Source organism: Photorhabdus cinerea, assembly GCF_011189575.1.
In the GTDB taxonomy this organism is placed as follows: domain Bacteria; phylum Pseudomonadota; class Gammaproteobacteria; order Enterobacterales; family Enterobacteriaceae; genus Photorhabdus; species Photorhabdus cinerea.
In genome coordinates, this window is sequence record NZ_PUJW01000001.1 from 326,903 (window position 1) to 351,611 (window position 24,709).

Below are 24,709 nucleotides of genomic sequence, written 5' to 3' on the forward strand. Positions count from 1 at the left end.
ATTACAGGCGAAGGCGAAACTCTAACTCCATTAAGGAGACTGCCATGAATGATAATATCGCTCGTAAAATGCAACAGACTTACAATATTGCATATTGGGGAGGGAGTTACTACTACGTCAATGATTTAGGTAATGTCAGTGTTTGTCCAAACCCTGATTTACCAGGGGCAAGAATTGATCTTGCGGGATTAGTGAAAAGAGTTCAGGAAGAGCAGGAACATTTACGCTTGCCGGCGTTATTTTGTTTTCCTCAAATCCTACAGCATCGTTTGCGTTCAATTAACGCTGCATTCAGGCGAGCCAGAGAGTCATACGGCTATAAAGGTGATTACTTTTTAGTTTATCCCATTAAAGTTAACCAACAACGCCGGGTTATTGAATCGCTGGCAAGTTCTGGTGAACCTTTAGGGCTTGAGGCGGGTTCTAAAGCTGAGTTAATGGCGGTGTTAGCACATGCGGGTATGACTCGTACTGTAATCGTATGTAATGGATATAAAGATCGTGAATATATTCGTTTGGCGCTGATAGGTGAAAAGTTAGGTCACAAAGTTTATTTGGTGATCGAAAAAATGTCTGAAATTGCTCAGGTGCTGGAAGAGGCTGAACGGCTGAATGTGATCCCCCGCCTGGGAGTTCGTGCACGTTTGGCATCGCAAGGCTCGGGTAAGTGGCAAGCCAGTGGTGGTGAAAAATCGAAATTTGGGCTGGCGGCGACTCAGGTACTGCAATTGGTTGAGACTCTGCGTGAAGTGGGGCGGCTTGATAGTCTGCAATTACTGCATTTTCATCTTGGTTCACAATTGTCGAATATTCGTGATATCGCAACGGGTGTCCGTGAGTCAGCCCGTTTTTATGTCGAGTTACATAAACTCGGTGTCAATATTCAGTGTTTTGACGTTGGCGGTGGATTAGGTGTCGATTATGAAGGAACTCGTTCTCAATCTGACTGTTCTGTAAACTACGGGTTGAATGAATATGCTAACAATGTGATTTGGGGCATTGGTGATGCCTGTGATGAACATGGTTTACCACATCCGACCGTTATCACCGAATCTGGTCGTGCTCTGACTGCTCACCATACTGTGTTGGTATCCAATGTTATCGGTGTTGAACGTAATGAATTTACGCAGACAACGCCACCGGCAGAAGATGCTTCCCGCCCGCTTGCTAGTCTGTGGGAAACATGGCAGGAGATGCATTCTGAAGGGAATAGACGTTCTTTACGTGAATCGTTGCATGACAGCCAGCTTGATCTGCATGATGTTCATACACAATATGCTCATGGCATGCTGGATTTGACTGAGCGGGCTTGGGCGGAAGAGTTGTATTTGAATATCTGCCGTCGTATTCAGCAGGATCTTGATCCAAGCAACCGTGCTCATCGGCCAATTATTGATGAATTGCAAGAACGCATGGCAGACAAATTCTATGTGAATTTCTCTCTGTTTCAGTCTATGCCTGATGCATGGGGAATCGATCAGTTGTTCCCTGTTTTGCCGATTGAAGGGCTGGATAAGCCGTTGGATCGTCGCGCTGTCTTGTTAGATATCACCTGTGATTCCGATGGTATTATTGATCATTATGTGGATGGTGATGGTGTAGCAACGACAATGCCAATGCCTGCTTATGATCCTGATTACCCGCCAATGATTGGCTTCTTTATGGTAGGGGCATATCAGGAAATTCTTGGCAATATGCATAACCTGTTTGGTGATACTGCGGCTATTGATGTTTATGTATTTGATAATGGCGAAGTGACCTATAACCAGAGTGAAGAGGGGGATTCAGTCGCGGATATGCTGCAATATGTGAAACTGGACCCTAACGTGCTGATGGCCCGTTTCCGTGATCAAGTAAAAGGCACGGATTTGGACACCGGTTTGCAAGAGCAATTTTTACTGGAATTTGAAAGTGGTCTTTATGGCTACACATATCTGGAAGATGAATAGTCTTCTGGTGTTAATTAAGCCTCCTGTATACAGATAGCGTTATTTATAAAACCAGATTTGGGGATGCATAGAAATGGGATTATCTCAGGGATACCCCATTTCGTAATAGCATTAGGTATTCTGGAATTAAATAGCATTATCCTGTCAGGAAACTTCTGAGGATATATCTCATGACAATAAGTACCTTGGGCAACCAACAAGATAACTCTCTAGTTTCTAACGCCTTCGGTTTCCTGCGCTTTCCGCTGAATTTCCAGCCGTATTCTAGCGATGCAGAGTGGGTAATTACCGGAGTGCCATTTGATATGGCAACATCAGGTCGTTCAGGCAGTCGCCACGGGCCTGCGGCTATTCGCCAGGTTTCTACTAACCTGGCATGGGAAAGCCGCCGCTGGCCGTGGGACTTTAAATTACGCAATCATCTAAATGTTGTGGATTGTGGTGATTTGGTCTTCGATTTTGGTGATGCTCAGGATATGAGTAACAAATTACAGGACCATGCGGAAAGAGTGTTGGCTTCCGGTAAGCGCATGCTTTCTTTTGGTGGTGATCATTTCATTACTTTGCCGCTTTTACGCGCTCATGCTAAACATTTTGGCAAAATGGCTCTGGTCCATTTTGATGCTCATTCTGATACCTATCCAAACGGTAGCAAATTTGACCATGGTACTATGTTCTACCATGCTCCAAACGAAGGATTGATCGACCCACATCATTCAGTACAGATTGGTATACGTACTGAACATGGTCAGGACGATGGTTTCACCGTGTTGGATGCTGCTCAGGTTAATGAGCGTAGTGTGGATGATTTGCTCGCTCAGATAAAAGAGACTGTTGGTGATATGCCGGTTTATCTGACTTTCGATATCGATTGTATTGATCCTGCTTTTGCACCAGGTACGGGTACGCCTGTAATTGGTGGACTGACAACCGATCGGGTATTGAAATTGCTGCGCGGTTTGCAACCGCTAAATATTGTCGGTATGGATGTGGTAGAAGTGGCTCCAGCTTATGATCAGTCTGAGATCACTGCTTTAGCAGGGGCAACGGTTGCGCTGGAGATGCTTTACTTACAGGCAGCTAAGAAGATAATCTGAATTCTTATGCACTAATATATAACATCAGGGGATAGTCGCTAAGCTCGTAACGAGTTGTGAATCTATCCCCTGGTTCAGTATTATTTGAATTGGTGTGGCCTTTATATATACCCTATGGATTTCAAGATGCATCGCGACGGCAAGGGAGCGAATCCCCGGGAGCATAGATAACTCTGTGACCGGGGTGAGTGAGTGCAGCCAACAAAGAAGCAACTTGAAAGATGACAGGTATATATGCATGTGTTTATATGCTTTCCTATGGATATCCTCTATCATTTTTCACATATGAGCATTGATTAACCGAATGCCATTCAATTCAAGCAATAAAAAAATGCAATATTATCCAAACAGCGCTTAATGCGACAGAACCTCCCCGCCCGCACTGGGCTAGGGTTTACAGCAGTTTTTGCTAAACCATTCCGACAAATTCCCCGGCCTAAGCAGATGGTTCGACGAAATTAACATCCGACCACACTGAGATGACAGCAACGGCACTGGCTCGCCCTCCGGCTCCGTCAGTCTTCATCAGAATCGGTACAACAGACAGTTGTGTTGATGCGGTATAGCTATCGTCTCCCCGCTTAACGTATCTTGCGTTCTCTCCTTCGCCTCTGTGCCCAGTACCGAGAGATAAGGGTTTGTTGGCAGAATCGGTGAACGCGAAGGCGATATCTTCTATTGAGGAAGCTAATGCATTCGGTTTCCCCGGCACAAGTGGCCCATCGATTCGGTAGAGCAGGCGTGAATGTAGGAATACATCGTCATCGCTGGAACATGTGCTGCTTATCCCTATCTGTCTGGCTGACGCCAGAGGGTCTCCCGCCTGTTTACCGATTCTTTTCACCGTTCCCCAATCCACCGATGAGGGTGTCAGGACAACCGCACAGGTGGATGGCTTTTTGACCGGTGAGAGAATAACTGTGGTCCATAGTGGTTTCAGCATGCCGTTAGAACCCAATATGGCCGCAGGAGTCCAGCCGACCGCGCCAACTGACAGGGGACTGACTCCTGCCTTCGCATTGAAATTGCCGTCACTGTCCGGGTAAATTGCTCCTGTCACGGTGCGGACACTGACATCAACCAGGCCGTTGGTATCGGGAATGCAGGGAATGTTAACGCCGACATTCCCCCCTGCCAGACTGGCTGAGCGATACGTACCGGGTGAACCGTGTGTCTGGCAAGAGAGTGAAGATTGCCCGACATCAACCATAAAGTCGCCGGACCGTCCCACCCTGACGCTACTCGGTGACGACGAAGAGATTAATGGGCTCGTTCCAGACTCCACCGTGTAGGCCATAAACTGCGTTCCAGCAGAAACGCGACAGGTTGTTGACCAGTCAAGAGGACCACTGGTGGTATAGCCTACTATCTCATCACGTGAGTAATCACGCTTATCTTTGTTGTTTGGCACCATTGCATAACCGGTGACATTGCGAACCATCTGCACCAGTTCAATCTCACAGTCCTGATAAGTCTCTGCCGATTGGAGTGGCAAAGCGGTCAATAAAAAGAGCAGTGATACCCCTAGGCCCATGAGGGTTGAGACGGGATTTGCTACACTACTGCTCCACAAACGTTCAGTGTTTAACATTCTTCTTCTCTCCAAACTACTCATTTGTTCAAATCGCTTACTTTAACTGCCGAGATAACCTCACTTTTGTCGGTGCCTACATGAGGGTAACGCTTACAGACACACTGCATTTGCCTGCACCAATTGCCCGGGTGTATCGGACGGCACCTGATAACGGGTGATACATTGTTGCGTTGCCCCGTTTCCCCATTTGACTTTCACGCGACCGGCGGGGGGCATACCGCTTAGATAAACCCGGCCGTTATCGCCCACAATGCCACCACCGGCCTGAGTAGTATTCTCTTCCAGCGTCGCGGTAGCGCCAAAGGGTACCGGTTTGCCATGATGTGTCAAAGTCAACAGTAACTGGCTGCCTGAGCGAACTTGATAATTTGCCAGCGTCACTGCTCCTCTGGTCGGATAAACGTTCTTACTGGTCTGGTCAATATCGACCCCTTCCGGCAGGGTGGATGGGTCTAGATTGATAGTGTTTTTTTGGTATACCGATCCGCCCGGCAGTACGGCGTAGCCACGCCAGTCGGTCTGCACGTTGCCGTCACCGACCGTCACCCCTTTCGCCCCGGGCGCGCGGACCAACACAGCTTCCTCGCCCAGTGAGCGTGATAGCGTCATACCGTAAGGATGGATTAGAAGAGCACCGGAAGCCCCGTAGGTGAAGTGATAGCTATTTGCGCTGTCATTGTAGCCCAGATTAACGTTTCCCTGACTGCCCTGATAACTCAGAGACAAGGCCCGGCTGTTTTGCTGGCCGCTGTTCCCCCAACCTCGCTGGAGGGTATAATTCAAACGGTTATTCCATAACATGCCACTGATCCCAGTCTGCTGAGTGAGGTTACCCTGCGAGTCGCGCGAAGCTGTATAACGGGTGTAAACGCCCCGTAGCGCAGACGATGAACCAAAGAGACTGAGCGGGACCTGCATATTGAATGACACCTGACGATTCTCCGACCAGTTGCCTGCCCCTTCCATGCGATAAATGTTATAACTCAGGTTATAACTGATCCCCATCAGCATTGCGTTATAACCCAGATTCAGATTGTTGTCAGTACGGCCATTCCAATAATCGTTGCGCGTCCCGGAGGCGTAAAGACTGCCCCAACGTCCTAGCGTTTGACGCAGGTTCACCTGCCAGGTGCTTTGACGTCGGTCAAGCGCCCACGGGACCTGATATTCATTCAAGCTGTACCCCATGCTGTTAACATCACTGAAACTGTAATAATGCTGAGTGGAATAGCGGTAGGCGGCCAGATCAATGCCGGTGCCGGTACTGATCAAGTTCTTAGAGTATTTCACCCGATAAGATTGGCCTTGTTGCCGGTTATTTTCCTGCTCCTTGGCCCCTTGCAACTGGGCACGGGCAAACGTCACATCCGCAGACAGTGCACCGAATGCCCCCAGTGACACGCCCGAGCCTAATACACCCGACTGGTAGTTGCCTGCGACCAGTCCCCCGCCGTACAAGGTGATATTGTGTGGCAAACCATAGACCAGAGTGCCCAGAGCAAATACCGGGGAACGGCTGCCATCGGTGAGGTTGCCGCCGTGATATTGACCGGCCGTTAACTCATATTTAATGCCGCCGGGACGCTGCATCATCGGGACAGATGAAGAAGCAAGGGTAGAGACACGAGTACTGCCATCTTCCTCTTTGACTGTGACCGTCAGGTCGCCAGAATCCCCGGTGGTGTACAGGTCGGTGAAACGAAACGGCCCCGGCGCCACCGTGGTTTGATACACGGTATAACCATTCTGAGATACGGTCACCTGCGCATTAGAGCTCGCCACACCGGTTATCTCCGGGGCAAAACCGCGCTGACTGTCAGGTAACATGGCCTCCTCCGAAGCCAGTTTCATGCCACGCAATGGGATGCTGTCAAAAATATCCCCACCGGTATACGTTTCACCAGCCGTGAATTCACTGAGCAGTGACTGCACATCACGTTGCAGATAGGTATTACTCACCTGCCATTGGGTTTGCGTCGAGGGGGAAAAACCGGAGGGTCCTTCGTTGCGCTGGCGATTGTAACTGTAAGTTTGCGTGCTGCGCAGACGCCACGGCCCCAGATTCAACCCATTACGAAAAGAGGCAAACAGATTACGGGAGCGTGATCCGCCGCCGGTTTCTTGACCGTCATAACGCCCTTCCGAACCGTTGACGGTGTAATTCATCAAAAAGGCCGGTATCCCGTTATCCCACAGTGACGGATCGACCATCCCAGAATGGTGGGGCTGCATAGCTGCCTGAGGGACACTCAGATCCAAACGCAAATGGGCGAAATCCAGTATCGCGCGGGCATGTGGGATCTGTTTCGTCAGATCCGTGATGGGGCTATCGCTCGCTTTTCCCTGAAAAGCCGGTAACCCGCGAATATTGACCCCATACTCTTCGAGCTGTGCAACCGTTAATACCGGTTGCAGATGGTCATTTACCAATCTAAATTCAATCTCGCGGTTATCCACCTTATTCTGGTTCATGTAGACATCCACCAAATAGCGTCCCGGTGCGACATAGCCCGCGTTTTCATACACCGAGAGATCGATATGCTCCTGCTCCCCCGTCGCCCCCATCAGGAAAGCGGGATTAAAGTATTCCCGCGCAGAGGTAGGCAAGGTTGTCGCCGTCAGTGAGCATAGCAGACATACATATACAGGACGGAGCCGGAAACTGCCCGACTGACCGGGCGCACGTTGACTGCCTGCCAGCCACGCAGACGAAAATAAAATGTTTATTGTCATAGCTCATTTCTGCTTCTAACTTAAGCCTATGCTGTTAATCTTGAGGTCACTTTGCCGGTCACTACTCACAGATGAGAACGGGTCATAACGGAACATGGCGATCCTGACTGTCGCCGGGAAAACGCCAGACCAGTGGCCCCTGTACTCCGGCGGTAAACGAATAGGTTTGTATGCCTTTCGGGAGCACCATCGCCTGACGTATGTGATCATCTGCCTGTTGGGTGCCTACTTTCAGGGCAGAAAAGGTCAGAAAATAGGGAGTGGGATTTTCCACCCGTAACTGCGTCCCCTGAAGGGAAAATTTCACCTGTTTAGCCACCGTGGCGTTATCCCGGTCGGGTACTCCTTGAGGATGATAAAACAGTCGGATATTCATCTGTAAAGCGACCTGCACCTGCGACGCTTTGTCTGTCCGGTGACTTAATGCCGGTGCCTCTGCGGTATCCGGTACGGCAACTCCCGGGATAGCTCGCAAAGAAACTACGAAGGCCGATTCCCGATCCGGCGGTAATTGCCCCCCAAGCTGGCGAATACGGAACGAAAATTTCTCGCCAGCCTCGACCCGTTTTAACGGAGGCAGAACGATAAAAGGGGGAACTTGCTCGGCTTGGGTGTCAAAGCGACCGGTATCGGGGTCCATCGGGCTGACAAATCCCTGTACCAGATAGTTCTGCGCCGTGTGATTAGTCATGCTGAGCGTCACGCCTCCCGGGCTATCTTTAGCCATATAAGACAACTGCATCGGGGAGAACGATAGCCCTTGATTATCAACCGCCTGCGCCTTGAATATATTCCCTAGCAGCAGGGCGAAACCGAGGGAATAAAGCATTACCCCCCAGTGTGTCCGCCCATGCCGGTTACTGACTCTCTTCATTCTCCACCTCCGTAGAAAAGTAGAAAACAAGGGCGGATTTAACATGCCACCCTGACGGTAAATATTTTTGAAGCCCCGCCGTAATCGTTAATCATCGACCAGCTCACTGATTTTTTACCCACCAGCCCGGCATAGGTCACACAATCCTGTGGCGCTATCATGGAGGGATAGAGGTTCAGATCGAGCGCCTGTCCGTCCAGCATGAGACTGTCCAGCGACAGGAAATACGGAGTGGGATTGCACGCCTTGATGCCATCGGGTTGCGACTGAAAGCGGAGCTGTCCATACGCTTCTTCAGGCAACATCGGCAGGCCATACGGTCGCCAGAAAAACTTAATCCGCATTCCCATGCTCATCGACGCCTGATCCCGAATGTGCTCATTCGCCATCTGATGGGAGGCGGGGATAGCATTCATTTGGACATACCCGAGCGATTCCCGACCCACCGGAAAGGGGGGGTGATTAAAGGTTGGCAAAATACGCAAGCTGTTTTGACTGTTGGCTTCCAACCTGAACAGCGGCGGTATCACTACAAACGCCGGTGTAGTTTTCTCCTGATCTTCCGTTATCCTTACCTGCACCAGCCACGCCTGAGGTGTGGTATTGACCACTGTCAGCGTTTGTGCCCGCTCCCCTTGGGTAAAAATCACCCGGGTTTTATTTAGGCTGATACCGGCGGCTAGACAGGATTCTGTACCGGTCATCCCTAACCCTAGCCAGAACACCAATGGCACCAGCCGGTACCATGCAGGGCGTACCCGACCTGTTTCCACAACGCCTCCTGAAACCTGTTACCTGAGCCACACTCAGTGATAGTTAAATTGAAATTGAATGTGCGCGGTCAGTTCACCGGGAGTCGGCACAGCCGTGCCGGATTCATGCCGCATATCCATTAGGAAGGTAATTTGACTGTCTTTAGCTGCGTTACCCAGTGGCGCCAAATTCACATAATCGCCATTTTTCAGGTAGTTCCCCAGCCCACCGCCCGGCAATTGATAGCGCAGGCCAAATCCTACATTTCCCGCTACAGTTGACGCTTTATCCCGAAATAACGTCGGGTGGTCTTCTGGCGTGGCGCCGACTATTTTAATCGCCGGGGCACGACCTGCTCTGGCTGACCCCGCACAGCCTGACAACGCCAACGTAATGGGTTTGCTGCCCGCCGCCGCAATATGTTGCGTGCTGTACCGCACCTCGGTGAGTGGTACGGATGAAAACTCGACATGGGATGTCTGCATGTAGAGCTCACAGGTTGGCTGCTCCAGCGTCAATGCCAATGTCAGTTCTGCTGTGTTTGAGCTCGCTTCCCCAGGCAGAGGGGCGGTACAGAGCAGGCTGGCTAATGTTGTCTGTCTGATAAGAGTCCACGGTTTGCACATTACCGTATCTCCCCTTGATAGGTGGATTCTCCGCCGAGGTCATTAATCACCGTCCAGCTTACTTTGGCTGGATAATGCCCTCCTTTAAGTAGTAGAGAGAGGTCAGAGAATGGGGAGACCATGTTTTCTTTCTGCTGCGTCATCACCTCCTGTCCACCCACTTTTAGGGAGGTTAAGGTGATGTAATAAGGTGACGGATTGGTGACCGTGATTCCCGCTGCTGTCGGTTTGAAACGCAGTGAACCAAATCCCTGCTCCGGCGAAACCGACAGTCTCGACGGGCGATACATCAGCTTAATCGTGTTGGCTATAGCAAACTGTATTCCGCCGGAGACATTCCTCTGGGAGCGATTATCGGATTCAGAGCTTAACGGAATGGCCTTCGCCGTAAACCAGAACAGGGATTCCCGATCGGCTGGCAACGACGGGCCAGTTTTGATGATGCGCACCTGATTCTGGCTGTCTGGTTCCATACGAAACAGGGGCGGCGTCACCAGAAATGGAGCGGTTTTGTCTCCCGCAGAAGTAGAACTGACTGTCACCTGTATTAAATAGACCGCCTCTTTACTGGTATTGCTCACTGAGGCGGTTGTCGCGCGGCTGTCCGCTGGATAGATAATGCGGGTCGTATTGATCCCCACCCCTTCCGCCTGCACGGACATGACCGGGCAACCTGACAGAGCGGTCACTATCATTGCTGTCATCAATCTTTTCACTGACTCACCTGAAAATGTCTGGATTGGTATTGCGTAAGTAAGAATTGGGCCTCCCTGTCCAATTCCACAGCTATGTGTTTCTAACGCCTATCGGCGTTAAATTAGTCATACGCTACTTTCACGGTCAGGTTTGCTTTGGAGTCAGCTGCTTTTACCGCCGCCGCACCAATCTTAGCCAGCCCTACTTTAAGCGTGATGGCGTTATCACCGGCTACTGCGGCGCTGTATTGGGGATCTTTTAGGTTAATTGCTGCATTTGCTGGTAAAACCTTATCATTTATTGTCAGAATAACCGCATGGTCGGTGATTGCAGTATTACCCGCAGCGTTAAGAAGCTGAAAGTAATTACTGGATGATGCTAATGCGGTACCGGCAACCGTTAATTTAACGCTTTTCGCGGAACTCCACAGAGGGCATTTTTCCGTTTTAATCGTGACGAATTTTTGCGTGTTAGCTAAGATTGCTCCATTTCCTACCGCTGTGAAATCAGATACCAAAGCGGTGAGACTAACAGGCTCTATTGCTGCAAACTTACAAGTTTCTGCGGTCACTGAAGAGCTCACCGCCAGGGTACCGGCACTAACTTCCTCCGCCATAGCCTGCGACATCCCCCCCAGACACAGGGCCGCTATCGCACAGGTCTTCAAAATTTGTTTTTTCATTTCATCTATTCCTTTTATCTATTCGATACATTTTGCCTAAAACAACATCACGACAAGTTAAACAATCAGATCGCTAACGCGGTGCGTTTTACTTGTCATTTGAGTTATTTTGTTTGCTGATTAACTAATCTGAACTTTGGTTAAACCGTCGATAACATATCTATTTCTGAGCGGGAAATATTGAGAGGCAGTTTGTTCTCTTTTTGAGACAATCAATTATTAGCTTCCGATATACTCAACATTAATACCTAAACGTTATGGTGTCGTGAGTATTTGTTCCTTATTAAATTAATATCTGAATTTTAATAATTCCTTCAAAAGGGGGGGAGGGGTTCTGTCGCATTAACAGAGATCTCTCGAACGAAAGTGTTTTGATTGATTTTTATGCGGTCTTGCCTGGACAGTCATAATAAATCCCTCATATTTGGCTAGGTTAGCTAAGTGTAATAAAAAAAATGCCGGAATAACCGGCAATTTTTTGTTATATGGAATTTAGATGCCGCAATACTGAACAGGGCTTTGGTAAAATACTTTTTATATTAGAGAATGATATTTTTGGCGTTATTGTAACGCTACTTCTTATTTCTTTTCTTTTTTCCACGCATCAGGTTCAGTGTTTCCACTGTCATTGAGAAGAACATTGCAAAATAGATGTAACCTTTAGGTATGTGTACCTGTACGCTTTCCAGAATAAGGGTAAAACCCACAAGTATCAGGAATGACAGTGCGAGCATTTTTACTGAAGGGTGACGGTCAACGAACTCTCCGATAGGACGAGCCGCCAGCATCATAACTCCGACAGCGGTTACAACGGCTGCCATCATAATAAACAGATGATCGGACAGACCAACAGCGGTAATGACAGAGTCCAGGCTGAAAATAATATCCAACAGCATAATCTGAGTGATAGCACCAAAGAAAGAGTGAACAGGGCGTTTTAAGTCTCCTTCATCTCCGCCTTCAATGGCTTCATGAATTTCTTTACTGGCTTTCCATATGAGGAATAGTCCGCCAAAGAATAGGATCAGATCGCGCGCAGAAATGTCATGTTCAAAAATGGTTAATATCGGGTAGGTTAGCTGGATAACCCAAGCAATGGATGCCAATAGCGCCAGGCGCATCAACATTGCTCCCATTAGCCCGATTTTGCGTGCTTTATTTTGTTGATGGGTAGGGAGTTTTGCGACAACAAGTGACAAAAAGATGATGTTATCAATCCCTAAAACGATTTCCAGAATTGTCAGGGTGGCAAGCGCCATCCAAGCATGGGGATCAACGATCCATTCTAACATTGTGTATTAAGACCTTAAGGTAAAGACTTAATTATACGCGTGATTGAATGCAAGGTAAGTATATCAATGAAAAAAATGATCGAATATTGATGTTAAATCAAGAAATGACGAGCCAATAAAGGAGCCGTAAAATTTTTCCTCAGATAAAACCCTCGGGGCAGAGTCATAATGGGTTGGCCGTGTATTCCGATTGCTTCGGTTAATGCTTTGCTATTGGCTGCTTTAGGGCGTAACTGTAAGACTTCACCATGACGGGCTGTCACACTTTCTACTTTGCCAAGTGCGATAAAATCCATCAATTCTTCCCAGTCACGACGCAGTAACTCTTCTTCTTCTTTATTGGGACTCCATAACAGGGGGGAACCAACCCGGCGTTTAGCCAAAGGAATGTCCCGTTCACCTTCAACGGGTATCCACAGCACTCGTGATAACTTGCGTCTGACGTGACAACTTTGCCAGGTAATACCACTGTTCCCGGTTAATGGTGCAACGCAAACAAACGTTGTTTCCAAAGGATAGCCTTTTCTGTCTACAGGGATAGTTTTAAGTTCAACACCGATGTGTTCAAAATCCTGCTCGGGTTTACTGCCGGCGCTGGCGCCAAGATAGTATTCCAGCAACATTCCTACCCAGCCTTTATCTCGTTTCAGATTGGGAGGGATAGGTAAATCGGCTTTTGTCGCGAGTTCTCCCATTGATAAACCAGCCAAAAGTTGGGCGCATTCAAATAACTGTTGTTCGTTGTCCGGTGGAAGGGGCGGGGCAAAACGTGTGTTCATTTAGGGATATCCGTTTTTAGGTCAAAAAATAGCCTTGCTGTTTGTGAATAATAAATCTGGATTTTACACAGTCACTAACAGAGTGATAATAGCATGATATATAAACATTTTTTATTGCTGTTTGGATTATTGTAAGATTGACTGACACTATTGTTCACCGATTGCCGGTAATAATGAACAGGATTTTACACCATGTTATCCACAGTTTTATGGGATAAGTAGACAAAAATGAGATCACTGGTTTGATTTACAGCCTTGACTAACATATTTCTCTACAAAAAACCCTGTTTTTTGTTTAACTAAAAAGCATAACCTGTGGATAATGTTATTGTTGGTTGTTTTTTGTTCTTGTTGACTAATGTTACCGGTTATAGCAATGGCTGACGCCAAAAATAACGGGGTAAATAACTGCTATTTCAATGAAAAATAAATACAATTTCATTCTTTGTTTATAGGTTGATAATTCATAATATAAAGCTATACCTGAATTACCCCTGCCTTTTTCACATAGATATCCACAGAAAAAGTGAATAAAAGCAGATGTGTATACCTGTGTATGTTCATAACTGTGGCCTTTTCTGTGAATTACCCTTCATATGGGTTAAACCAGGCAGATTTGAAATCAAACCAGCCAAAGGTGTTCATTTTTACTCCTCGCATACTTCTCTGTCCTTGTAGTTCAAGCCAGTGGTGGAATAGCGGATAAAGCCAGTGTTTATCGACTATTTTTTGGCACCATTCTTCAAGCGATAATTCTTGCTGTCGCCATTGTGAGACTTCTTTATCTAAGTTATCCCCAAGACATTTTTTCAATAATGGCATCTCATACAATGTGGCAAACAGTGAAAATTCCAGTGGGTTATAAAAATTGGCGGTAGCAAGCCAGAGGTCACTTTCGGCGTTACCATTGAACCATGTGTCATAATCCACGATGTTGATTTTCAGTTCGACTCTGCATTTTTTCAGGATGGTTTGAAGGATTTGACTGATTGTGTGGTATTCGTGGTGTTGATGATAAAGAGTTACGGTCAGATGGGTAATATCTTCTGGTTTATCTAACTCTGCTATTAGCTTACTGTGATGCCAGCGTAGTAATAAGCCGTATGCCGGTGACCAATGTCGCTGATAGAAAGGGTCACAATGTGCCAACAGATTTATTGGTGTTAATAGGCTGCATAGCCACTGGCGAACATCTTCTCTTTTACATTTATCAGAACGGTGGTCATGCAGTAGGAAATAACAGCCTTCTTCTATCCTGCTTTCTAACGAATTATTACCTGTACTATCGCTTTCCAGGTGTAGGGTTGTACAGACTAGTTTTTCCGCTAACTCTGGCAGAACCCATATATTCACCTCATCAATCAGCGCTCGAAAGCCAAAATAATTATCAAAGGCTCGGATTTGCAGTTTCTGAGAGCTATTTTTGACTACTTGGTAAGGACCCGTTCCTACTGGCATACGAGCAAAGTTCGGTAGTTGATGCCATTCTTGCGGCAAAATCATGGCATGTGGACTACCAATTAATAAAGGGAGCCAGTGATCGGGTTCTGAAAGAAAAATATCAATTACGTGTGGTGTCGGTGTTGTTACTTTTTCAATGTGGGAGAAAAGAGGCTGGTTACTTAATCTTTGTATCGAAGCAATGACATCTGCCATCTGTAATTCTCTTCCATGATGAAAATGGATGGCTGGTCGCAGATAAAATCGCCAATGATTTGGCGATATCTGTTGCCAGTGATGAGCCAAATCAGCTTCTGGTTCCCCATTTTCCTCATTTATGCGTGTCAGGCTATTAAATATCTGCCTGACTAGATGAATTTCAGAACGGCGTAAAGGTGAGCCGGGTAGAAGGTTAAGGAAAGGGCGATAATAGAGTATCCGTAGAAGGTTTTTTCCTTGCCGGAAACGGCGTTCAATCTGGGATAACACCATCTGACGAACGGCATCTTTATCACCAACGAGTTGAACTAGCTTTTCAATATTCTGCTGTTCAAGTAATTCTTCAGCTCGTTGTTGCTGGAGTTCTCGACCGTCACGCAAGAAATTCAGTTGAGAACGTTTCCCTCGACCGGATTCTGCTTGCCATTGTAACCAGCCGGCTTTCTGCATATTGTTGAGCAGTGAGCGGATATGGCGCTTTGAACAATGCAAGATATTTGCCAGTTCCTGTAATGTTGTTTCAGCCTCTTTTCCTTGATGATGTTGCCATAGTCTGATGAATTGTTGTTGTAAACGTGGGCTGGGCATAAAAGAGGAACTCCGTAGTATTATTGATCAATTTTTGTTTCCTTATATTGAGCAGATAATTAACAGTATTGAAAGTAGCTCAATAGGCCAGAACGATATCTGGCTTCTCCCCCAATTTTCTTGAGTAATGGTGATTTGCCAGCCAGTAAGCAAGCTTACTGGCTTTTTTTCTTATTGTACATTGTGTGTGTTGTTATTCTGTTGTTGTGATTAACATTCACATAATAGAAGTCAGTATGGGGAAATTTAGATATTTTATTCTGTATTGTTTCTATTTTATGCATCGATTCAAAATTGAGTAGCAATCTGATGTTGGTTGAATTTTGTCTAGGTGCTGTTGTTGCTCTTGTGTATCAATTTCTGCAATGCTTTAAGCTAACGCTAAGGCATTTCTTCTACCTGGGTGATAAGAAAATCCCGCAGCAGAAAACTACGGGATTAATCGATGAATAAATAAAGAAAAGATTAACGCAAGAAAGCCGGCTGCTCCTGCTCGTAGGCTATTATGTCATCCAGATGTTGTAATGTCAGACCGATGCTATCCAAGCCATTCATCATGCAGTGACGCCGGAAGTTGTCGATTTCAAAGTCATAACTTTTATTACCAGCATGCACTTTCTGTTGTCCCAAATCGATGGTAAAACGACAAACTTGGTTTTGCTGAACCAGTTCGAATAGTTCATCTACATCTTTATCGTCTAATTTCACTGGCAGTAACTGGTTGTTGAAGGCGTTACCGTAGAAAATATCTGCAAAACTTGGAGCAATAACAACTTTAAAACCATAATCCGTCAATGCCCAAGGTGCGTGTTCACGGGAGGAGCCGCAACCAAAGTTTTCACGGGCTAGAAGGATACTGGCACCTTGATAACAGGGCAGATTTAATACGAATTCAGGATTCGGTTTCTCTCCTGCATCATCAAGGAAACGCCAGTCGTGAAACAGATGGCAACCAAATCCGGTACGGGTAACTTTCTGCAAAAATTGTTTGGGAATAATGGCATCGGTATCAACGTTTGCGGCATCTAAAGGAGCAACTAAGCCAGTATGCTGAATAAATTTTTCCATAATTTTCTCCTTTATGACTTCTGTACAGAATTACGTACATCAATAAAATGGCCGTTAATCGCTGCCGCAGCTGCCATTGCTGGGCTAACCAGGTGTGTACGTCCCCCACGCCCCTGACGTCCTTCAAAGTTGCGGTTACTGGTTGAAGCACAGCGTTCACCCGGTTGCAGGCGGTCATTATTCATTGCCAAACACATTGAACATCCGGGTAAACGCCATTCAAAACCGGCATCCATGAAGATTTTATCCAAACCTTCCTCTTCCGCTTGTGCTTGAACTGGGCCTGATCCCGGAACAACGATCGCCTGAACACCTAGGGCAACTTTATGGCCTTGCGCGATAGCTGCCGCAGCCCGTAAATCTTCAATACGGGAATTGGTGCAGGAACCAATAAAGACTTTATCAATTTTCACATCCGTCAGCTTAATACCGGGTTTCAAATCCATATAAGCCAGTGCTTTTTCAGCAGATGCGCGTTCAACAGGATCAATGAAAGATTCTGGTGCAGGAATTGCCTGATCAATAGCGATTACTTGTCCTGGGTTTGTTCCCCATGTGACCTGTGGGGAGATCTCTTCTGCATTAATAGTTACAGTTGTGTCATATTGTGCGTTAGGATCGGATTTTAGCGTCTTCCAGTAAGCAACAGCTTGTTCCCACAGCGCTCCTTTTGGTGAGAACTGGCGGCCTTTCATATAAGTAAAAGTAGTTTCATCTGGCGCAACTAAACCTGCTTTAGCACCCATTTCAATTGCCATATTACATAAGGTCATCCGGCCTTCCATGCTAAGTGCTTCAATCGCTTTACCAAAGAATTCAACAACATAACCTGTACCACCTGCACTGCCTGTTTTGCCGATGATTGCCAAAACGATATCTTTGGCGGTAATAGCATCACCGACATTGCCAACAACTTCTATTTTCATGGTCTTAGCACGAGCTTGTTTCAGGGTTTGAGTTGCCAGTACATGCTCAACTTCAGAAGTGCCAATACCGAATGCTAATGAGCCGAATGCGCCATGGGTTGCGGTATGTGAGTCACCACACACGATAGTCATTCCGGGCAGGGTCATACCTTGTTCCGGTCCGATCACATGAACAATTCCCTGGTAGGGGTGGTTTAAGTCATATAATGTGATACCAAATTCGGCGCAGTTTTTCATCAACTCTTGCATCTGAATACGTGCCATATCACCACAGGCGTTTATATCTTTTGTTTGTGTGGAGACGTTATGATCCATTGTGGCGAACGTTTTACTGGGTTGATGAACTGGGCGACCTTTGGTGCGTAAACCATCAAAAGCTTGCGGGGAGGTTACTTCGTGAACCAGATGACGATCAATATAGAGTAACGGGATTTCATTTGGTACTTCCCGGACGATATGAGCATCATATAATTTCTGATATAAAGTCTTAGTCATATTAAACCCCCTCGGCTACATAACGGGCAATGACGTTACCCATTTCATCAGTACTGATTGCTTTACCATTTCCGGCTAAATCTACTGTGCGATAACCTTGTTCCAGTGCATGGTTCACCGCTTGTTCAATTGCATTAGCAGCATCATGCTGACTTAAGCTGTAACGCAACAGTAACGCAACAGATAAAATCTGGGCTATTGGGTTAGCAATACCTTTCCCGGCAATATCCGGCGCAGAACCACCTGCGGGTTCATACAAACCAAAGCTTTTTTCGTTCAGGCTGGCAGAAGGCAACATGCCCATTGAACCGGTGATCATAGCGCACTCATCAGATAAGATATCACCGAAGATATTGGAGCACAGCATGACATCAAACTGGGACGGATCTTTGATTAATTGCATGGTGGCATTATCAATATACATGTGACCAATTTCTACATCGGGGTACTCTTTAGCAATTTCAGTGACAACTTCCCGCCATAACACGGAACTCTGCAACACGTTTGCTTTGTCAATAGATGTGACTTTGTTACGGCGCTTGCGGGCTGATTCAAAAGCGATGCGGGCGATACGCTCAATCTCAAAGCGGTGATAAATCTCAGTATCAAATGCACGCTCAAATTTACCTTGGCCTTCACGCCCCTTTGGCTGACCAAAGTAAATACCGCCTGTTAATTCACGGACACATAAAATATCAAAGCCTTTGGCAGTGATGTCGCTGCGTAAAGGGCAAAATATTTCTAATCCAGCATATAAGCGAGCAGGGCGCAAATTGCTGAACAGTTTGAAATGTTTGCGTAATGGCAACAGAGCACCACGTTCAGGTTGTTTTGCTGGTGGTAAATGTTCCCATTTAGGCCCCCCCACAGATCCGAACAATATGGCATCAGCTTGTTCACAGCCTGCTATGGTTTCTACCGGCAGCGGACAGCCGTGACGATCGATAGCAACTCCACCTACATCATATTCGCTGGTGGTGATACGGATATTGAAACGCTTGCGGACTGCGTCCAGTACCTTATGGGCTTGCGTCATAACTTCTGGGCCAATACCATCACCGGGTAAAACTGCAATATGATAATTGTTCGACATGTTCACACCATTTCCTTTGTATTTTGCTGTATGCGTTGTTTCTCTTTCTTAACTTGCTCTGTGCGCCAGATACAATTCAGCGCATGAATCATTGCTTTGGCAGAGGATTCAATAATATCTGTTTCCAATCCCATGCCGTGGAAGCGACGCCCAAAGCATTCGACAACGATATTTACCTGACCCAGCGCATTTTTCCCTTGCCCTTTACCTGATAACTGATAAGAAACAAGTTCAACTGGGTATTCAGTTATTCGACTAATTGCCTGATAAATAGCATCTATCGGGCCATTACCTGTGGCAGCTTCTGATCTTATCTCTTTGCCACACACTAAACGTACCGCTGCTGTTGCCATTACACTTGAACCGGATTGGATATTAAAATTATCCAAATGGAAAAATTCTGGCTCTTGTTGTTGCAAGTTGATGAACGCTAAAGCTTCCAGGTCATAGTCAAATACTTGGCCTTTTTTATCCGCCAGCCGTAAAAAGGCTTCGTATAAATTATCCATATCGTAATCTTTGTCTTGATATCCCATCTCTTCCATTCGATGTTTTACTGCTGCACGACCGGAGCGGGAAGTCAGATTTAATTGAATGTCTTTCAGACCGATGGACTCTGGCGTCATGATTTCGTAAGTTTCACGATTTTTCAGTACTCCATCCTGATGGATACCGGATGAGTGGGAAAATGCATTACTACCAACAATCGCTTTGTTAGCAGGGATCGGCATGTTACATAACTGGCTGACCAACTGACTGGTACGGTAAATTTCCTGATGATTGATATTAGTATAGACACCTAATATCTGCTGACGCACTTTAATTGCCATGATGACTTCTTCCAGCGAACAATTGCCAGCTCGTTCACCAAGACCATTCATCGTTCCTTCTACCTGACGGGCACCAGATTGTACCGCTGTGATTGAGTTGGCAACAGACATACCCAAATCATCGTGGCAATGGACGGATAATATAGCCTTATCAATATTAGGCACTCGTTCGATCAAATTGGTGATGATGCCACCAAATTGATAGGGTGTGGTGTAGCCGACGGTATCTGGGATATTGATGGTGGTTGCACCTGCTTTGATCGCGTTTTCAACAATCCGACATAGATTATCAATAGGTGTGCGTCCAGCATCTTCACAGGAGAATTCGACATCATCGGTGTAACGACGGGCCCGCTTGATTGATTGAGCTGCCATTTCCATGACATCTTCGAATGTTTTTTTCAGTTTGGATTCAATATGTAAGTTAGAGGTAGCCAGGAAAACATGGATACGAAAGGCTTCCGCAACTTTTAATGCTTCAGCGGCAACATCAATATCTTTTTCTACACAACGGGCTAAGGCACAAACACGGCTGTTTTTTATCTGCTGAGCGATTGTCTGTACAGATTCAAAGTCACCAGGCGAGGAAATTGGAAAACCAACCTCCATGATATCAACTCCCATTCTTTCCAAAGCTAGTGCAATTTGGAGTTTTTCTTTCACACACAAACTGGCCTGTAATGCTTGTTCTCCGTCCCGTAAAGTGGTGTCGAAGATAATAACTTGCTGGTTCATATTGTGCTCCTCTCGTGGTTGTTTTTTGCGCCCAGCAGGTAAAAAAAACCCGCGCATGGCGCGGGTTGTTAATGTCTGGTTTGGATCAACTCTGTTTTCTGTCCACCAGCATACCGCGCATATCAGATACGATTAGTAGTAGGTTTAATAGACAAATTGAGTGAATCATATTGATCCAACCTTTCAGCAGTATTAATGAGTGTTTGTGATTCCGATACTTTTATTGATACGTTATCTTAAAAGTGATGTCAAGAATTCATTTAGGCATATGATTCTTGGTTTTACTTTTCCTATGGTGATAAATTGAAGTGTTAATCTGTATTTATTTGAAAAGATTTTATTTTATTCTTTTAAGACCCATTTTGACTTTAGTGATAAACTCATAATTATATAAAAAATAGCGTATTATACTTATTAATTAAAATTAAGTATTTTCCATGAAGAGAGATGGAAAGCGATTTGTATTTTTCTAAAAAACGTCATCTGTTATTGACAAAATAGATGTAAATAGGAAGTTATGTTATATATCCTTGAAAAAATAATTTCATAATATAATAACTCTGATAAAATTGTTTAATAATAATAAATCAGCAATTTTATTATGAATTATGTCATTCTTTGATTTATTATCTTATCTAACGAACTAGAGTAAATGGATTGTTAACATGATTGTACTTTTTTGTGAATGAATAATGAGCATCTACATTTTCTACTAATTGAAATTATATATTTTTAACACTAATAAGGGGATGCGCTGGTTAGCTATGCGTATTCAGATTTGTACAAGGACGATTCTTAATTATTTATCATCAAAATGATTAAGGTAATTGATCTCGTTAATAGTAAAAGTCATCGTAATATCTGAGTGATGAATGAAGTATTTCCGATGTTTTGTTATTAGTTGGGGTCATCTGAATGAGTTTAGTGGAGTTAAACAATGGCTGAATACACCTCAGTAACGACAAACCAAAAAGGTTCAAGTGAAATTCATTTACGTAATGTGGATCTAAATCTGTTGACTGTTTTTGATGCAGTTATGCAAATGCAGAATATAACACGTGCTGCGCAGATATTAGGGATGTCACAGCCTGCGGTCAGTAATGCAGTTTCTCGTTTAAAGTTAATGTTCAATGATGAATTATTTGTGCGTTATGGGCGTGGAATACAACCGACAGCAAGAGCTCATCAATTATTTGGTCCTGTCCGTCAGGCATTACAATTGGTATATAATGAGTTACCTGGGGTTGGTTTTGAGCCTGATGATAGTGATAGGGTTTTTAATCTTTCAATTTGTAGCCCTTTGGATATTAGACTGGCCGCAAAAATAGTTGAACAGGTAAAACAAAATACGCCGAATCTGGGTGTCACGATTAGATCATATCTGCATGATAATATTGAGCATCAGCTCAGATATCAAGAAACTGAGTTTGTCATTAGTTATACGCAGTTGGAACGTACGGACTTTCATCATTATCCGTTATTCAATGATGAATTGGTTTTGGCCGTTTCCAGTAGTCATCCAAGAATTGGAAATAGTATTAGCGAACAGCAATTGTATGAGGAGCATCATGCAGTTGTATCCTTGGATAATGTAGATTCATTCAGTATCCCTTATTATGATGGTGGCGAGTGTTTGCGTTCTGTCGTTTATCAAGGAACTGACTTGAATAGTGTGTTACATATCGTATCTCAAACCTATTTGGTTGCGGTTGCTCCAAGATGGTTGGTTGAACACTACAGCGAGCAATTAGCAATAAAAGCTATTTCATTACCGTGGGATAAAGTCAGTCGTCCGTGCTATTTGATTTGGCACGAATCTACAACAAAAGATAAAGGGCATCAGTGGATGAAATCGCTGCTGAGTCAACTCGGTGGAAACTAATTAACTTGGTACTCACTATTGGATAACTGGTAGTGAGTTTTTTGCTTTATCACAAATTTCTCAACTTTTGATAAATATTCTTTTCCTGTTGTTCAGGAATAGGTAGACTGCAAGGAAATAGCTAACACCTGTAAGCTGAAAAGCGAGTAAGTGATGCAAACAGGTATTATTAGAGAATAAAGCCTCTGTTTTTTCTCTGATAAGAAAAGTTTTTTCTAACAGGAAAAGAATTGTGATAACTGAAAATTTACACCCTTATCACTTGATAAACCGATTACAGCAACAAATCAAACAATACCCAGAGAGAATAGCTTTTCGTCAATGGTCTCCAGATGAACAACTCGAATTAAGCTGGAATGATATTGATAAAAAGGCAAAAGCTATTAGCCGGGCATTGCTGGAGATTGGTATTGATGTACAGGAAAAAATTGGCCTTTTTGCACATAACAGTATGGCTTGGTCTCTAGTAGATATTGCTGTATTACAGCTCAGGGCAGTTACTGTTCCTTTGTATGCAACCAGCAGTCAGGAGCAGGCTGGCTTTATTCTTAATGATGCCGGTATACATATTCTATTTGTTGGTGGACAGGCGCAGTACGATGTTGCTATCACATTGACAGAATGTTGTCCTCAGCTAAGTCATATCATTGTATTGGATGAATCAGTTGATTTGCACGATTGTTCATTAGCACAGCATTTATCTGACTTTATGACTGATAACAAATTACAGCATCAGTCTGAGTTGGAAACCCGTATTGTTAACCGCAACTTGGATGATCTTTTTACGCTTATATATACATCTGGTACAACCGGTGAGCCTAAAGGTGTCATGCTTGATTACCGTAGTTTAGCATATCAGCTACATTCACATGACCATATACTGACATTAACTGATCAGGATGTTTCTTTGAGTTTCCTGCCGTTATCCCACGTATTCGAGCGCGCATGGAGCTTTTATATCATGCATACTGGCGCACAAAACGTTTATTTGACGGATACTAATTTTGTTCGTCAAGCTATGGCAGCTATTCGTCCAACAGTGATGTGTGCAGTGCCAAGATTTTATGAAAAAATTTATAGTGCGGTTTTTGAAAAGGTTTCTCAGGCGCCTTGGCATCGGATGAAACTTTTTAATTGGGCGATTAAATGTGGAGAACGTCAGTTTTTACGCAAGCAGCAAGGTAAAGAAAGTTGTCCTTGGTCAACGGTAATGCACCGACTGGCCGATAAGTTGGTATTGAGTAAGTTGCGTAATATATTGGGTGGCAGAGTCCGTTTTTTACCAGCAGCTGGTGCGCGTTTAGACGAAACAATTATCCTATTTTTCCTCACTGTTGGTATAAATATCAAATATGGCTATGGCATGACAGAGACTTGTGCCACGGTTTCCTGTTGGAATGAGCAAGGTTACGTGCTTGGTTCTATCGGTACTCCACTGCCTGGTATTGACGTCCGTATCGGTGAAGAGAATGAGATACAGGTGCGTGGTCCAATTGTGATGAAAGGCTATTTCAATAATCAGGAAGAAACTGCCAGAACGTTTACTCAAGATGGTTGGTTACGTACTGGTGATGCTGGTAAATTGGATGAAAATGGTCATTTGTTTATTACCGAGCGCTTAAAAGATTTAATGAAAACATCAAACGGTAAATATATTGCTCCACAAATGATTGAAAGTACTTTGGGACAAGATCGTTTTATTGAGCATGTCGCGGTTATTGCTGATGCCCGTAAGTTTGTATCCGCTCTTATCGTGCCTTGTTATGATGCCTTGGAAGAGTACGCAAGATCAATCAATCTCAAATATCATGACCGAGTTGAATTATTGAGTAATAGCCACATTATGGCAATGTTTGAACAACGCCTAAAAGAGATGCAGAAAAATTTTGCCCATTTTGATCAGGTCAAGCGTTTCACATTACTGCCGCAACCATTTTCAATGGAAACAGGTGAATTGACTCCAACATTAAAATTACGAAGAAAAATTATTATGCAGCGTTACCATCAAGAAATTGAGTCTATGTATCAGGATTGATTCTCAGGATTTATATCAAGTTAGTTAATATTATTTCCTTAAGCCAGTAATTCAAGGAAAGTTCTAGGTGGTATTTTGCGTCATATTCCACCTGGAACTTACCCAAAGTTCTCTGGTTTTTAAAGATCTCAATATTGGACGAATAAACTGTAGTCCAGCCTTAAAAGTCGTAGGTAAATTACATTCTCTGATATCGTTCTGTGATTGTTAAATATCACAGTTCGAATACTTGTCATCTGAAAACTATTAGGTGATTTATGCTATGAAAATATTATTTTATCTCAGAAAAAAATTCATATAGTTTCAGGGGCTGGTGATTTTTT

At 44.8% G+C, this 24,709-nt stretch carries 18 protein-coding genes; 4 read left to right on the plus strand and 14 right to left on the minus strand.

The genetic code is table 11. The features are described from left to right. Nucleotides 1-44 precede the first annotated feature (44 nt). Together speA and speB are read left to right on the plus strand one after the other, a co-directional pair. Nucleotides 45-1,949, plus strand: coding sequence for a biosynthetic arginine decarboxylase (gene speA, locus C5469_RS01540; RefSeq protein ID WP_166301318.1), 1,905 nt, complete (start codon nucleotides 45-47; stop codon nucleotides 1,947-1,949). A gap of 170 nt (nucleotides 1,950-2,119) precedes the next feature. Next, nucleotides 2,120-3,046 carry an agmatinase gene (gene speB, locus C5469_RS01545; protein ID WP_166301320.1) on the plus strand — a complete coding sequence of 309 codons (927 nt, stop codon included), beginning with the start codon at nucleotides 2,120-2,122 and terminating at the stop codon, nucleotides 3,044-3,046. A 436-nt stretch (nucleotides 3,047-3,482) separates the two neighbouring features. On the opposite strand, the gene C5469_RS01550 is transcribed toward speB, so the two are convergent. The 14 genes from C5469_RS01550 to leuA all read right to left on the minus strand — a co-directional run bounded on the left by C5469_RS01550 (nucleotide 3,483) and on the right by leuA (nucleotide 20,469). Next, complete coding sequence (locus C5469_RS01550; protein ID WP_166301323.1) at nucleotides 3,483-4,637, minus strand: hypothetical protein; 1,155 nt, start codon at nucleotides 4,635-4,637, stop codon at nucleotides 3,483-3,485. A gap of 93 nt (nucleotides 4,638-4,730) precedes the next feature. Further along, nucleotides 4,731-7,373: a fimbria/pilus outer membrane usher protein gene (locus C5469_RS01555; protein ID WP_166301326.1), complete on the minus strand. Its 2,643-nt coding sequence runs from the start codon at nucleotides 7,371-7,373 to the stop codon at nucleotides 4,731-4,733. A gap of 82 nt (nucleotides 7,374-7,455) precedes the next feature. Then, nucleotides 7,456-8,247: a fimbrial biogenesis chaperone gene (locus C5469_RS01560; protein ID WP_166301329.1), complete on the minus strand. Its 792-nt coding sequence runs from the start codon at nucleotides 8,245-8,247 to the stop codon at nucleotides 7,456-7,458. Nucleotides 8,248-8,285: 38 nt separating this feature from the next. After that, complete coding sequence (locus C5469_RS01565) at nucleotides 8,286-9,020, minus strand: fimbria/pilus periplasmic chaperone (protein WP_166301332.1); 735 nt, start codon at nucleotides 9,018-9,020, stop codon at nucleotides 8,286-8,288. 33 nt (nucleotides 9,021-9,053) lie between these two features. Next, nucleotides 9,054-9,626 (minus strand): fimbrial protein, encoded by a 573-nt coding sequence (locus C5469_RS01570; protein ID WP_166301335.1) that lies wholly within the window; start codon nucleotides 9,624-9,626, stop codon nucleotides 9,054-9,056. Further along, nucleotides 9,626-10,342, minus strand: coding sequence for a fimbria/pilus periplasmic chaperone (locus C5469_RS01575; protein ID WP_166301338.1), 717 nt, complete (start codon nucleotides 10,340-10,342; stop codon nucleotides 9,626-9,628). The genes C5469_RS01570 and C5469_RS01575 overlap by 1 nt, the downstream gene beginning before the upstream one ends. 101 nt (nucleotides 10,343-10,443) lie before the next feature. Next, a complete protein-coding gene (locus C5469_RS01580) occupies nucleotides 10,444-11,004 on the minus strand; it encodes a fimbrial protein (protein ID WP_166301341.1) in 561 nt (186 codons plus the stop codon). 572 nt (nucleotides 11,005-11,576) lie between these two features. Continuing rightward, the gene (locus tag C5469_RS01585) at nucleotides 11,577-12,296 is read right to left on the minus strand and encodes a TerC family protein (protein ID WP_166301344.1); all 720 of its coding nucleotides are present in this window, start codon (nucleotides 12,294-12,296) and stop codon (nucleotides 11,577-11,579) included. A 92-nt stretch (nucleotides 12,297-12,388) separates the two neighbouring features. Next, nucleotides 12,389-13,075 carry a DNA mismatch repair endonuclease MutH gene (gene mutH / locus C5469_RS01590; RefSeq protein ID WP_166301347.1) on the minus strand — a complete coding sequence of 229 codons (687 nt, stop codon included), beginning with the start codon at nucleotides 13,073-13,075 and terminating at the stop codon, nucleotides 12,389-12,391. Nucleotides 13,076-13,660: 585 nt separating this feature from the next. Further along, entirely contained in the window at nucleotides 13,661-15,322 is a 1,662-nt protein-coding gene (gene sgrR / locus C5469_RS01595) for an HTH-type transcriptional regulator SgrR (protein ID WP_166301350.1), read from the minus strand. 465 nt (nucleotides 15,323-15,787) lie between these two features. Then, on the minus strand, nucleotides 15,788-16,393 hold the full coding sequence (gene leuD / locus C5469_RS01600; protein WP_166301685.1) for a 3-isopropylmalate dehydratase small subunit: 606 nt from the start codon (nucleotides 16,391-16,393) through the stop codon (nucleotides 15,788-15,790). A gap of 8 nt (nucleotides 16,394-16,401) precedes the next feature. Then, entirely contained in the window at nucleotides 16,402-17,811 is a 1,410-nt protein-coding gene (gene leuC, locus C5469_RS01605) for a 3-isopropylmalate dehydratase large subunit (protein WP_166301353.1), read from the minus strand. A gap of 1 nt (nucleotide 17,812) precedes the next feature. After that, nucleotides 17,813-18,904, minus strand: coding sequence for a 3-isopropylmalate dehydrogenase (gene leuB, locus C5469_RS01610; protein ID WP_054480165.1), 1,092 nt, complete (start codon nucleotides 18,902-18,904; stop codon nucleotides 17,813-17,815). A 2-nt stretch (nucleotides 18,905-18,906) separates the two neighbouring features. Next, a complete protein-coding gene (leuA, locus tag C5469_RS01615; protein ID WP_166301356.1) occupies nucleotides 18,907-20,469 on the minus strand; it encodes a 2-isopropylmalate synthase in 1,563 nt (520 codons plus the stop codon). 937 nt (nucleotides 20,470-21,406) lie between these two features. Between leuA and leuO the strand changes: the two genes are divergently transcribed. Next, entirely contained in the window at nucleotides 21,407-22,351 is a 945-nt protein-coding gene (gene leuO, locus C5469_RS01625; protein ID WP_166301359.1) for a transcriptional regulator LeuO, read from the plus strand. A 235-nt stretch (nucleotides 22,352-22,586) separates the two neighbouring features. Beyond that, entirely contained in the window at nucleotides 22,587-24,386 is a 1,800-nt protein-coding gene (locus tag C5469_RS01630; protein ID WP_339413435.1) for an AMP-dependent synthetase/ligase, read from the plus strand. The last annotated feature ends 323 nt before the right edge of the window (nucleotides 24,387-24,709 follow it).